The sequence below is a fragment of the Abyssisolibacter fermentans genome, from assembly GCF_001559865.1.
In the GTDB taxonomy this organism is placed as follows: domain Bacteria; phylum Bacillota; class Clostridia; order Tissierellales; family MCWD3; genus Abyssisolibacter; species Abyssisolibacter fermentans.
The window spans coordinates 29254-43695 of record NZ_LOHE01000024.1; the positions used below are offsets into that span (position 1 = coordinate 29254).

Annotated in this window: 12 protein-coding genes and 1 other annotated feature; of the genes, 1 reads left to right on the forward strand and 11 read right to left on the reverse strand. The window is 29.0% G+C overall.

Features of this window, described 5'->3' with window-relative positions; translation table 11 throughout:
* Positions 1–31: 31 nt before the first annotated feature.
* The 8 genes from AYC61_RS01335 to AYC61_RS01370 form a co-directional block, all read right to left on the reverse strand.
* Entirely contained in the window at positions 32–1144 is a 1113-nt protein-coding gene (locus AYC61_RS01335) for an aminopeptidase (RefSeq protein ID WP_202906778.1), read from the reverse strand.
* A 239-nt stretch (positions 1145–1383) separates the two neighbouring features.
* Positions 1384–2496 (reverse strand): aminopeptidase, encoded by a 1113-nt coding sequence (locus tag AYC61_RS01340; protein WP_066495822.1) that lies wholly within the window; start codon positions 2494–2496, stop codon positions 1384–1386.
* 237 nt (positions 2497–2733) lie between these two features.
* On the reverse strand, positions 2734–3843 hold the full coding sequence (locus tag AYC61_RS01345) for an aminopeptidase (protein WP_066495675.1): 1110 nt from the start codon (positions 3841–3843) through the stop codon (positions 2734–2736).
* Positions 3844–3954: 111 nt separating this feature from the next.
* Complete coding sequence (locus tag AYC61_RS01350; RefSeq protein ID WP_242866722.1) at positions 3955–4593, reverse strand: NUDIX hydrolase; 639 nt, start codon at positions 4591–4593, stop codon at positions 3955–3957.
* A 2-nt stretch (positions 4594–4595) separates the two neighbouring features.
* Entirely contained in the window at positions 4596–5303 is a 708-nt protein-coding gene (locus AYC61_RS01355) for a 16S rRNA (uracil(1498)-N(3))-methyltransferase (protein ID WP_066495679.1), read from the reverse strand.
* A gap of 194 nt (positions 5304–5497) precedes the next feature.
* Positions 5498–6685, reverse strand: coding sequence for an MFS transporter (locus AYC61_RS01360; RefSeq protein ID WP_242866723.1), 1188 nt, complete (start codon positions 6683–6685; stop codon positions 5498–5500).
* A 556-nt stretch (positions 6686–7241) separates the two neighbouring features.
* Positions 7242–9146 (reverse strand): threonine--tRNA ligase, encoded by a 1905-nt coding sequence (thrS, locus tag AYC61_RS01365; protein WP_066495691.1) that lies wholly within the window; start codon positions 9144–9146, stop codon positions 7242–7244.
* A 260-nt stretch (positions 9147–9406) separates the two neighbouring features.
* Positions 9407–9647, reverse strand: a binding site (T-box leader).
* 126 nt (positions 9648–9773) lie between these two features.
* Positions 9774–11204, reverse strand: coding sequence for a DEAD/DEAH box helicase (locus AYC61_RS01370; protein ID WP_066495693.1), 1431 nt, complete (start codon positions 11202–11204; stop codon positions 9774–9776).
* Positions 11205–11490: 286 nt separating this feature from the next.
* On the opposite strand from AYC61_RS01370, the gene AYC61_RS01375 reads away from it, so the two are divergent.
* Complete coding sequence (locus AYC61_RS01375) at positions 11491–12018, forward strand: ribonuclease H-like YkuK family protein (RefSeq protein WP_162265419.1); 528 nt, start codon at positions 11491–11493, stop codon at positions 12016–12018.
* A gap of 49 nt (positions 12019–12067) precedes the next feature.
* On the opposite strand, the gene AYC61_RS01380 is transcribed toward AYC61_RS01375, so the two are convergent.
* The 3 genes from AYC61_RS01380 to AYC61_RS01390 form a co-directional block, all read right to left on the reverse strand.
* Positions 12068–12265, reverse strand: a complete 198-nt coding sequence (locus AYC61_RS01380; protein WP_066495697.1) for a cold-shock protein — start codon at positions 12263–12265, stop codon at positions 12068–12070.
* A 266-nt stretch (positions 12266–12531) separates the two neighbouring features.
* Positions 12532–13428, reverse strand: coding sequence for a DMT family transporter (locus tag AYC61_RS01385; RefSeq protein ID WP_066495699.1), 897 nt, complete (start codon positions 13426–13428; stop codon positions 12532–12534).
* A 476-nt stretch (positions 13429–13904) separates the two neighbouring features.
* The gene (locus tag AYC61_RS01390; RefSeq protein WP_066495702.1) at positions 13905–14351 is read right to left on the reverse strand and encodes a PTS sugar transporter subunit IIA; all 447 of its coding nucleotides are present in this window, start codon (positions 14349–14351) and stop codon (positions 13905–13907) included.
* Between the last annotated feature and the right edge of the window lie 91 nt (positions 14352–14442).

The window sequence follows — 14442 nt, forward strand, 5'->3', positions numbered from 1 at the left end:
TGTCCATTTTGAGACAACATCACTAATAATATTATTTTAAATTCTCAGGATTTAAGCATTCAAGTTCAGGCAATACAAACATACCATCTTTTCTTATTAGTACATCATCAAAATATATTTCTCCTCCACCATATTCAGGTGTTTGAATACATACTAAATCCCAATGTATAACTGAACTATTACCATTAGGTGCCTCTTCATAAGCTCTTCCTGGTGTAAAGTGAAAGCTTCCCATGATTTTTTCATCAAATAATGCATCCTTCATAGGTTTTATTACATATGGATTAACCCCTATTGCAAACTCTCCTACATATCTTGCTCCTTCATCAGTATCAAACACTTTGTTAATCCTCTCAGTATCATTAGCTGTAGCCTTAACAATTTTTCCATCTTTAAATTCTAAACATATATTTTCATAAGTAAAACCTTCATATACAGCAGGACAATTGTAAGAAAGTATGCCATTTATAGAGTCCTTAACAGGTGCTGTGAAAACTTCACCATCAGGGATGTTTTCATCTCCACAGCACTTAATTACCGGAATACCCTTTATAGAAAAAGTTAAATCTGTTCCATTTCCTTTTATATGAACTCTATCTGTTTTAGTCATTAGTTCTACTAAATTATCCATTGCTTTTGACATTTTGCTATAATCTAGATTACAAACCTTAAAATAAAAGTCTTCAAAGCTTTCTAAGCTTGTATTTGCCGCTTGTGCCATACTCGCATTTGGATATCTCAAATATACCCATCTAACATTACTAAGAACATAGTCCATAATTGGTTCATAATATTTTGATAATAGCCTGAATTTTTCTGGAGCTACATCTGATAATTCATTTATATTATCAGTTCCACCTATATTAATTTGTACATCCATTGATTTTGTTCTTTTTAGTTCAATATCACAAAATAGCTTTAGCTGCTCATCGCTATAATTTAAAGCAAGTTCTCTTTCTATTGAACTGTCTTGAAGATTAACATATGGATAGCCCCCTGCTTTATACACTTCTTTTATTACTGCCCTAACTAAAGGATATGTACTTGTTCCTTCAGTATTAATCAGTACTTTATCACCTTTTTTAACTTTCGTAGAATAATTAACTAAATTTTCTGCCAATTTAACGATTCTTGAGTCCATGATATTTCCCCCTTTTATTTTATTGTCAGCTTCAAAAGCTATGCTACTCATAAATTCTATGCTGCATATTAAGTAACTCAGTTTCCCCCATCACTAGTTGTAAAAAATACCAATATTTTATTAAGCAATCATCCTCTATCAAAAATTTTAGATGATTCCCTAATTAAAAACTTATAAAGCTAAAAACAATAAATTTATCTATATTTATATAAATTTCCGTTTTGCAGTTGTATTGCTTGAAACTATTTCAAATTTTCAGGATTCAGACACTCAAGCTCAGGTACAACAAATTTACCATCTTTTCTTATTAATACATCATCAAAGTATATTTCTCCCCCACCATACTCAGGTGTTTGAATGCATACTAAATCCCAATGTATAGCTGAATTATTACCATTAGGTGCTTTTTCATAAGCTCTTCCTGGTGTAAAGTGGAAGCTTCCCATGATTTTTTCATCAAATAATGTATCCTTCATAGGTTTTGTTACATATGGATTAACTCCTATTGCAAACTCTCCTACATATCTTGCTCCTTCATCAGTATCAAATACTTTATTTATTCTCTCAGTATCATTTGCTGTTGCTTTAACAATTTTTCCATCCTTAAATTCTAAACAAATATTTTCGTAAGTAAAGCCTTGATATACAGCAGGACAATTGTACGAAAGCTTGCCATTAACAGAATCTTTTATAGGTGCAGTATACACTTCACCATCTGGTATGTTAAGTTGTCCATCACATTTAACTACTGGAATTCCTTTTATTGAAAAAGTTAAATCTGTACCTTCTCCTTTGATATGAACTTTATCTGTTCTGTTCATTAATTCAACTAAATTATCCATTGCTTTTGACATTTTTTCATAATCCATAATACATACATTAAAATAGAACTCTTCAAAGCTTTCTAAACTTGTATTTGCTGCTTGTACCATGCTTGCATTAGGATATCTTAATACTACCCATTTAGTATTATCAACTCTACAATCCCTTACTGGTTTGTCACATTTTAATATTAATTCAATCTTCTCACTATCAACATCAGAAAGCTCATTAATATTGTCTGATCCTCCAATACCAATATACACATCCATGTTTTTCATCTTTAATAATTTCATCTCAGCTTTGAATTTTAATTGTTCTTCATTGCATTCTAAAGCAATTTCTCTAAAAATAGCTCCATCTTCTAAATAAGTAAATGGATATCCCCCTGCTTTATACACTTCTTTTATCAATGCTCTAACTAAAGGATATGTACTAGCTCCTTTAGCTTCTATTAAAACCTTTTCGTCTTTTTTAACTTTTGTAGAATAATTTACTAAATTTTCTGCCAATTTAGCGATTCTTGAGTCCATGATATTTCCCCCTTTTATTTTATTGTTAGCTTCAAAAGCTATACTACTCATAAATTCTTTGCTACATATTAAGTAACTCAGTTTCCCCCATTAATAGTTGTAAAAATCTCAATATTATTATTAAGGAATCATCCATCAAAAACTTTAGATGATTCCCCTAATTAAAGATTTATAAAGCTAATAACAATAATTTATCTATATTTATATAAATATCAGTTTTACAGTTGTATTGCTTTAAAGTTATTTTAAATTTTCAGGATTCAGACATTCAAGTTCAGGTACTACAAATTTACCGTCTTTTCTTATTAATACATCATCAAAGTATATTTCTCCTCCACCATACTCAGGTGTTTGAATACATACTAAATCCCAATGTATAGCTGAATTATTACCATTAGGTGCTTCTTCATAAGCTCTTCCTGGTGTAAAGTGGAAGCTTCCCATGATTTTTTCATCAAATAATGTATCCTTCATAGGTTTTGTTACATATGGATTAACTCCTATTGCAAACTCTCCTATATATCTTGCTCCTTCATCAGTATCAAATACTTTGTTGATTCTCTCAGTATCATTAGCTGTAGCCTTAACTATTTTTCCATCTTTAAATTCTAAACATATATTTTCATAAGTAAAACCTTGATATACAGCTGGACAATTGTATGTTAATACACCATTAATAGAATCCTTAACAGGAGCTGTAAATACTTCTCCGTCTGGTATGTTTACTTCTCCTGCACATTTAATTACTGGAATACCTTTAATGGAAAATGTTAAATCTGTACCTTCTCCTTTTATATGAACTCTATCTGTTTTACTCATCAATTCTACTAAATTATCCATTGCTTTTGACATTTTTCCATAATCCATAGTACATACATCAAAATAGAAATCTTCAAAGCCTTCTAAACTTGAATTTGCAGCTTGTGCCATACTTGCATTAGGGTATCTTAATACTACCCATCTTGTATGATCAATTCTATGTTCTAAAACAGGTTTAGCACATTTATTCATTATTCTAATTTTCTCACTATCAACATCAGATAGCTCGTTCATATTATCTGTTCCGCTAATACCAATGTATACGTCCATGTTTTTCATGTTTAGTAATTCCATTTCAGCTTTAAACTTCATTTGCTCCTCATTGCATCCTAAAGCTACCTCTCTATTAATCGAACTATCTCTAATATCAGTATATGGATAACCTCCTGCTTTATATATTTCCTTTATTAAAGCTCTAACTAATGGAAATGTGCTAGTTCCTACTGTTCTTATTAATACTTTTTCACCTTTTTGTACTTTAGTTGAATAATTAACCAAATTTTTCGCCAATATAGCAATTCTACTATCCATTTTATCTTCTCCTTTCGCAGTCCATTATTTACCAATAATAATCTTATCATATTTTTTCTTATCTATCAAACAATATAACAAAAACTCAACAATTTATTACATATCATAATTTCAATCTTTATTATATATGTAATATTGTTTGTAAGTTGAGATGAAATTATCTATGAATTTTGCTGTAATTCCCCATATTATGTATCCATTATAGTTGTAAAAATGAATAGGATACTTACCTTTACGCCAAATATATTTCTTACCATTTGGAATTAAACCATATGGAAAAGAATCATCTAACTTAATATCAGTTTCAGAATAATATTTATCAGGTTCGGTATTATAAAAAAATGTAAGAGGAACTAAAAAACAATGGTCAACTTCACTGTTACTATACCCCTGAATCTTCTTTATATCCAACATGCCAACAAAAGCAAATATTTGAATATTAGCGGGTGCTCCTATATAATCAAGCTCCCCAATTATATTTATATTTTTTTCATTCACTCCTAATTCTTCGCATGTTTCTCTTATACAAGCCTCTATTGGTGTTTCATTATTCTCAATTGCTCCTCCTGGAAAAGATATTTCACCAGGTTGGGTCTCTAAATCTTTTGCTCTAACCTCAAAAAGTATATGTAATTCACCCTCAACCTTAACTAACGGTAACAAAACAGAGTAGCTTTTTCTTATATTCATCTGTTTACCTTTTCTATTTTTAAAAACTTTATATATGCTATCTAAATGCACCTTAATCACCCTTAATATAATTTGCCATAAATATATGGAACTGCTGTCTCTACTTTTAGAATTCTATTTCCAAACCCTACTACTGTAAAACCATGTTTCTTAAGCATATCAATTTCATATTCTATGAACCCGCCTTCTGGACCTATAGCAATAGTTGTAGGTTTCTTGATATCATATGGACACATAGCATCAGCTATTGGATGAGCAACTAATGCAATAGTGCCTTCAATAATACTAGATATTTGATCCTCTACAAAAGGCTTGAAAAGTTTAACAACTCTAACTTCAGGTAGTATTGTATCTTTTGTTTGTTCTAATCCTAAAATCATATTTTTACTTAAACTCTCCTCGCTAAGCACTGGACTATTCCAATAGCTTTTCTGTACTCTCCAGGTCTTTATAACAAATATTTTTTTTATACCTAATGCTGTAGCTGTTTGCAATATTCTAGCAAAAACTTTTGGTCTAGGCATAGCTAATATTAGCTGAGATTGCAGTGGTTTAGGTGGTTCATCAGTTAAATTGACCTTCATTTGCAACATTTTATTTTCCATATTTGTTATATAACCCGTACCTATTTTGCCATTAAGTAATCCAACCTTTAATGTTTGACCAACTTCAGCTTTATGTACAGATAAGACATGTTCAAATCTTCTTCCTTCAATTCTAACAATATCTTTTTCAATAAAATCTTCCTTAAATAATATAATTAAATTCATAAATAACCTTCCTAACTTAAAATCTATGCTATGTATATTATAATGCACTCTTTTTTTTAATTCAATAAATAGTATTAAGTAAAAAGTTTTATACCATAAAACATATTACATTAATAAGAATATACATATAATAATAAATCTAAATCCAGATTATTCAAAGTTATATGAATAATCTGGACTAATGAAATACGTCATCATTTCCTAGAATTAAGTAAAAAGTATAGATGAATAATATACAGAATACTTCCTATGATTGCTAAATTCTTTAAGGCAAACATTATCGAAAATACATCACCTAATTTTCCTATTAATGGAAATAACAAAATCATGAAGAAACTAAATACCATGCTTCTAAAAGATAGTATAGTTGCTCTGTATTTACTAGGAATCTGTTTATTGATATAATCACCTACCGCAACAAATATAATTCCTTCTACAACAGATATAATGATATAAAATACATAAGTAAATTTAGTCAATACTACTCCCCATAAACATAAAATTGTTATAAGAGGCATTAATATTAGTACTCCTTTCTCCTTAATAACCCTCTCTATTTTATATACTTTTGTTGCTATAATAGCTCCTAATAATGAAGCTATTGAAAAAATAATACCTATTTTTATTTCTGAGTATCCACTGCCTTTCCAATAGTTTTGAAGATAAAAAAATAAACTGGTCGCTGTTGCACTAATGATTTCACCAAACACTATAAGAAAACCGATTCTCTTATTGCTAGATAAAACACCAATACTCTTTGTAAACTGGTTTTTTAGCACAATAAATGGATTTTTTTCTTTTACAGTTTTGTTTTTTATACTTGGTTCTGTGAAGGAAAATGCTTGAATAAAGCTAACAGTTTCAAAAACAGCAGTTAAAGCAAATACCATTAAATAACTTTTTGTAGCCAAATATCCACCAACAATATACGAAGTAATACATCCAATCTGCATGAACATCTCAATTTTCCCATTTATCTTCATATACTTCTTCTCTTTACCTATTTCTTTCAAAGAATCATATACTAAAGCTTCTCCAGCTCCTGATTCCAAATTATATGATAGAGCTGATATAACAAATGAAATCATAAACCAATAAAAATTATTGGAATATAATAATATTATTGTACTAACAACTGAAGCAAATCTGCCTGTTATTCTACTAACTTTTCTTCCATAAATATCTGCTACTATCCCCGTTGGAATTTCCATAAAAAACGACGTAATATGAAATATTGCTTCTAAAATTCCAAGCTGCATTAAAGACATTCCCTTTGCTGCTAGATAGATCATCCATAATCCCTGAGATAAGTTCAAAGAACTTATGAATGTATATAAATAATTTCTATTAATATTTTTATTTAAATTTGTTTTATAACTCATGGTAATACCCCCAATGTTGTATATAGTTAATTTTTAATTACCTAATAATATCTTTTACCCTCCTCCCAATGAAAGCGCGCAAAAAAACCTTAAGTAGACTCTACTTAAGGTTTAAAACATAATTCTATATTCTAAATGTAAAGTTTTACTTATTAATTAGTTTACATAATATTTAATTTTGGACGCACCTCCCCTATGGTCACCAAAATTGAATGTTATGTTTCTATGTACATCATAATACTCTAGCATGTACGAACTAACAAATAAGTTCATCCTTTACACCTCCTCATCCTAATTTATTCCTAATTATAAATTTTCAATGTGATTATATCATAAATTATATTACTATACAAGAGCAAGAGCAGCTTAGATAACGAAATATAGGCATCTCCTAGTAAAAAAATGTCTTGTATAGCTTCAACACAAAAACATTGAGCATCACTTTCCTCAAAGATTTACCCTAGCTATTTTAATAATTTTTCAAACTCTTATTACAACAGTAAAGCTTTCCATTAATAGCACAAAACCTAGAATTAAAATTCTAGGTTTTTGTTAATTATTTCTTTTCTTCAATTTGCTTTACTATCATATCAACAAACTCTTCAACCTTCATTGCTCCTATATCACCTTTTTCTCTATCTCTAATTGCTAAGCTATTTGCTTCTGCTTCTTTTTCTCCTACAATAAGCATATAAGGTATTTTTTGAAGCTGTGCTTCTCTAATCTTATAACCTATTTTTTCAGCTCTATGGTCAACTTCAACTCTTATTTGTTTTTCCATTAATTTTTTCTTGATATCATATGCATAATCATTGTATTTATCAGATATAGGAAGAACAGTTACTTGAACTGGTGCAATCCACAATGGGAATTTTCCAGCAAAATGTTCTATTAGTATTCCAATAAATCTCTCTATACTTCCAAATATAACCCTGTGAATCATAACCGGCCTATGCTTTTCTCCATCTTTACCAATATAATTTAAATCAAATCTTTGTGGCATTTGCATATCAAGCTGTATTGTTCCACATTGCCAAGTCCTACCTATTGCATCTTCTAAATGAAGGTCTATCTTTGGTCCATAGAATGCTCCATCTCCTTCATTTATTGTATATTCTAGCCCAGCAGTTTTTAATGCTTCTTTTAATGCGTCTTCCGCTATTTGCCATTCTTCATCTGTTCCCATAGAATCTTCTGGTCTTGTTGAAAGCTCCAAACTATATTTAAAACCAAATAAATTATAGAAATCATCAGCAAACTTTAATACTCCTAGAACTTCTTCTTTAATTTGCTCTGGTAACATGAATATATGCGCATCATCTTGAGTAAATGATCTAACTCTCATTAATCCATGAAGAGTTCCTGATTTTTCATGTCTGTGAACAAGACCAAGTTCAGCCATTCTAACTGGGAAATCTCTATAGCTGTATCTTTTATTTTTGAATACAAGCATTGAACCCGGACAGTTCATAGGTTTAATTGCATGATCCATATCATCTATTTTTGTGAAATACATATTTTCTTTATAATGGTCCCAGTGTCCAGATGTATGCCATAATTCTTCATTTAGTATTATAGGTGTTTTTATTTCTCCATAGCCTCTTAATGCATGTTCTTTTCTCCATAAATCTTCTAAGACATTTCTTAAAGCCATTCCTTTTGGGTGGAAGAATGGAAATCCTGTTCCTGCTTCATTTAAACTAAATAAGTCTAATTCTTGACCAAGTTTTCTATGATCCCTTTTTTTAGCTTCCTCTAATCTTTCTAAATGTAAATCTAAATCTTTTTTCTTTTCAAATGAAGTACCATAAAGCCTTTGAAGCATTTTGTTGTTTTCATTACCTCTCCAATAAGCTCCTGCGATACTTAGAATTTTCACTGCTTTAACTTTTTTTGTTGACTGTAAATGAGGACCTGCACAAAGGTCTACAAAATCTCCTTGCTTATAAAATGATATAATCTCATCTTCTGGTAAATCTTCTACCAGTTCAACTTTATAATCCTCTCCCATTTCCTTTAGCTTTTGTATTGCTTCATTTCTTGGAAGTATAAATCTTTCAAGTTTTAAGTTTTCTTTAGCAATTTTTTTCATTTCAGCTTCAATTTTTTCTAAATCTTCTGGTGTAAACTTGTGCTCAGTATCGAAATCATAATAGAACCCATCTTTGATAGCAGGACCTATTGCTAATTTTGTATCAGGGAATAGTCTTTTTACTGCTTGTGCTAAAATATGTGCACTTGTATGTCTAAATATATTTCTTCCATCTTCATTGTCGAATTTTAATAATTCTAAACTAATATCTTCATTTATTACTTCATCTAACCCAACTGTTTTATCATTCACCTTAGCTCCTAAAATAACTCTAGCTAAACCTGAACTAATATCATTTGCAACATCAATAACTTTTATGCCAGCTTCATATTGTCTAACTGAGCCATCTGGTAATGTAATATTAATCATATCATAATCCTCCTTTTATTTTTTAAAAATCTCTATTCAATCCAATATTAATAATGAAACTCTACTCACTTCTTTCCTAGAAGTAAGCGATTCACAACAAATTAAATTTTGGATTCTCTGCTTTCTGAATTTTTGCCTTTTCTTTAATCTTTCAAGCTGTAACTCCTACTCATTTTGTTCCTAGGAGTAAGCGACTCACACCAAATCATAAATTTGGGTTCTCTGCTTAAATTAAAAAAACTCCCGTTCCTAGAATTGCTTCTAGGGACGAGAGTATATTCGCGCGGTACCACCCTAATTAAATATTATATAAAATATATAATACTTCACTCAATCATATAACGCTCATTTAAGCGGAAATCCTTACGTCATAAAACAATTTATGACCTCAGATACAACTCAAGGTTAGTCTTCGATTAGCAAGTAATAGGATGCTTACAGCCAAGGCACTCCCTCTCTATATTACTTTTTCTAATTTACTCTTCCTATCATAGCTTTTACTTTATTAACTTTGTAAACATTATAAGTTTATAATGAATTATTGTCAAGGTTATTTTTTATTTTTTTTAATTTTCAATACAGCATTAATTAATTAAGCATTAACACTATTTTATTTATAACTATTTTTTAGCTTTTTAGTTTTGCACGATATTTTTTACCATTAATCTTTATATTACTAAAAGCTTTGTAAACTATTCTTTCCTTGCCACCTAAAATTTCAATATTTGTTACTTTGCCCTTAATTTCTATTTTACCTATATCTGATTGATTAATACCGCTTATGCTTCTAAGAGTTGAAATTATATCTCTCTTGGTAAAAATACTGTTCACATTTCCTGCATTCAATTGAACTATTACGCCTTTCTTATTTCCAGCAATATACCGATTTTTTTTAGACAATCTTTTTTGTTCTTTTTTACCAATTTTCCTAGAAACATGCCCTCCCTTACAAGGGATTTTATATCCTAAAAATTTCTGTAACTCTTCAAACCTCTCTACTTCTGGCTTTGTTACAAAGGTAATTGCCACACCGTTTTGGTCAACCCTTCCCGTTCTACCGATTCTATGTATGTAGTTCTCATTGTCAAAAGGAACAAAAAAGTTTATAACATGAGTAACCCTTTCTACATGAATTCCTCTTGCTGCAACATCTGTCGCTATCATTGTATTGTATTGACCTCTTTTAAATGCTGTCATTGTATTCATTCTATCTAATTGTTTCATTCCTCCATGTACGCGACATATTAGATAACTCCATTTTTTCATAATAGCATAAAGTCTTTCTACCTGTTCTTGTGTGTTACAGAATATTATAGTTTTTCTAGGAGCCTCACGTCTTAGCATCATTTTAAGGAAATCAACTTTTTTTAAAGCTTCTACCGTATAATGAATTTGCTCTATTTTATTTAAAACACTATTATCTGATTTTACCTCAATATTTTCAGGATTTTTCAAATATTTTTGACTTAAATATTGTGCCTCTAAAGGCATAGTAGCAGAAAATAATAATGTAACTCTATCGTCTGGTGTCTTTTCAATTATTTTTTCAATCTGCTCACCAAAACCCATTATCAACATTTCATCCGCTTCATCAATAACTAGATATTTCAAATCTTTTAATTTAACATTTTTTCTAAACAAATGATCCATCATTCTTCCTGGTGTAGCTACTATTACATGTGGTTTCTTTTTCAACTCTTTTCTTTGAATTTCAATTGGCTGTTTACCATAAACTGCAACACATTTAATTCCTTTATATTTACCAATACCCTCTATATCATACTTTACCTGCTCTGCTAACTCTCTTGTTGGTGTTAAAACTAACATTTGAGTGGATTCTAGTTCAGCATTAATCTTCTCACAAATTGGTATTCCAAAAGCAGCAGTTTTACCACTACCTGTCTGTGATTGTACTATTAAATCTCTATCTTCTTCTAATATTTTAGGTATAACTATAGCTTGAACCTCTAGTGGTTTTTTAAAACCAAGTTCACTAAGACCTCTTTTAATCTCATTTGATAAAGGGTAATCTTTAATTTTCATTTCTTTTGTATCCATAATTTTTATTCCTTTCTGTGTTTATTAACACAAATATTTACTTATTATTTCTGTATTTATTTAGCTAGGCTCAATGAAAATAGTATATCATATTTAAACATTTTATACTTCTATAATTTAATATTTATTATCATATTATACCCAATTAATTAACCTTTTTTGTTTTATTATTTATAGAATGGTTTTCTTTCTTATTTTATCAAGCATATATCAACTGTTTTTTTAATAATAATTACTATGGTTATTACATTCCTATCACATGAAAGGTGATGTTATGGAATTTAATGTGAAAAATCTTTTATACAAATCCAGCTTTTATAACAGCACTCATGATAATATGGATTTAGATTCTGTTTTCTCTTATGTTATAAATTTTATAAAACAAGATTGTAATTCTAGCTATCGTCTTTCTATAGGCACTGATTCACAAGTCAAATCTAATTCTACAGTTTTTGTCACTGCTATAGTAATTCACAGAATAGGTAAATGTGCATGGGGTTGTGTAAATAAGATTATAATTCCATACAAAATTAATAGCATAAGAGAAAAAATTTCTATTGAAGCTAATTTAACCTTACAAATTGTTAACGAAATATCTATCAATTATTTTGACAAACTGTTGAATTCGGTTATTAACTGTTTAGATGAAGGAACAGATTTTTATAATGAAATTCATATTGACATAGGTAAAAACGGTAAGACAAGATGCATGATCAACGAAATTATAAAATATTTTTCTGGATTAGGTTTTAGTACTAAAATAAAACCCGAATCATACGCAGCTTCATCATATGCTAATAAATATACTAAATAACACAAAAAACCTTATGCTAATAATAGCATAAGGTTAAAATATCCATTAACTAAATAATAGTAATATTTTCTGCTTGAGGTCCTTTTGGTCCTTGAGCAACATCAAATGATACTTTTTGACCTTCTTCTAAAGTTTTGAATCCATCAACATTAATTTGAGAAAAATGAGCAAATACGTCATTTCCGTCTTCTCCTGTTATAAATCCAAATCCTTTGCTTGAGTTAAACCATTTTACTGTACCAGTCATATATACTGTACCTCCTAAATTTATTTTCCTTAAATCTTTGTAAAACACATAACAAACATTTCTAAATTAGGATAGTACATAAAATACAAACACCAATTAAAAATATTAATGTTAATTTGTTTACTAATAATTTAAGTAACAATTAATGATAACATAAAATAAAATGTTTGTCAAATAAATTTTCCAATTAAATTATATTTTTTTATGTTTTATAAATTGCAATATTAAATCCAACTCATTCTTACTCTGTATTGTTGTTCAAATCTTTAATCCTTTAATTTTATAGTCGTTATATAGACAGATAAAATAATTAATAATCCACTAAATATATTTAGTAAATAAAACTGTTCATCTAATAAAGTTATAGACAAAATTATTGAAAAAACAGGCACTAAATTTATAAATATTGAAGTTTTTGAAGGACCAATTAATCCAATAGATTTTTGTTGAATTAAATAACCAAACACCGTTGGAAATATAGACATATATAACACTGCAATCCAGGCATTTTTAGAAGCCAGCGCAACAGCATCGAATAACCCCTCAGCAATAGCAAAAGGAAATAATATAATAGTACACGTAATAAAGCTGTATGCTGTTAAAAATAATGGAGTGTAATTTTTCACATGTTTTTTTACTAATATGGAATATGTAGCCCAACAAAAAACTGCTAGTATCATAATCATATCGCCTTTATTCAAATTCATTGTTATCAATATGTTTATATCCCAATTTGTTAATGTAAGTGCTACTCCAATAAACGCTAATGCTATTGCTCCTATTTTTTTTATACTTAATTTTTCTTGTCCGATCAACCCTGCTATTAAAACAGTCATCAATGGGTTCGTGGCTGCAAGTATTGATGCATTTATAGCTTTTGTATATTTTAATGCAGTAAAAAATAATATATGATATCCTACCATACCAACTAAGCCTAGCATAAAAATAATCGGTAAATCTTCTTTTTTGGGTTTCCATGAATCTTTTTGCTTGTAAACTAATAAAGTAAAAATAACAATTGAAGCAAAAAAGAATCTCAAAAAAGTTACTGATACAGGACTAAACTCTTTAATTGAAATTTTGCCTGCGATAAATGCTCCTGCCCAAAACAAAGCTGCTGCTACCATTAATAAGTATATCCATTTGTTGTTTTTTGATTTCATATGTCCCTCTCCCATTATTAAGTTTGAACCCAGATTATTCATAAATTTTTTATAAATGTGTAATTTTTAAAATGAATAAGCATGCTAAATTAAATTTAAGCTCTCTGCTCATAATTCAATATTATACATCATATTATTGTGCTTTATATGAATAATTAGAGTTAAATAAAGTTTTGATATATACGGTAGTCTTCTAAATCAATAAATCGCTTTATTTATATTATAATATACCATCTTTTTAATTTTGGATAGCATTATTTTTAATATATACCCAGACTATTCATAGAAAATTGATACTATATTGCATCCTTCTGTTATAAGAAATCCATTATATGACGGACATACCAACTCAGTATCCCTTCAAACTCACTGAAATCTTCTAATTCAGAACTATACAACATATTATGAAAGTTATAATTAATAATCAGGTTTAATTTCATAAACAGAGCGAGATAATTTAAGACATAAGAATTAAATCAATCAAACACACTACTTATAATAGATATCACTTCTGTTTTATTCTTTGCTTTTCTAAGACTCTTTATAAATTCTTTATCCATCAGTTTTCTAGATAAGTCAGACAATATTTTTAAATGAAGATTATCTTTATTCTCACTTGGAACACCTAATAAAAAAACTAAATCTACATTTTCTTTATCTATTGATTCCCACTCTACAGACGATTGTAATTTCCCGAATACTATCATAGCCTCTTTAACTGCACTTGATTTAGCATGAGGAATAGCTATACCATCTCCAATTCCTGTAGAGTATGATTTTTCTCTAGCATGTACATCTTTAATAAATGTATTTACATCCAATACCTTACCTGCTTTAGCTGAAAGCTCAGATAGTAATTTTATAACTTCATTTTTATTTTTGGCATTTATATTAAACTCTATTAAATTTTCATTTATTATCATTGTTTATCCTCCATAGTTTTCATTTTATAAAGGTATTATCTTATATTCAAAGCAATTTCTTCAAATATTATTATATACTTAATATCTTTTT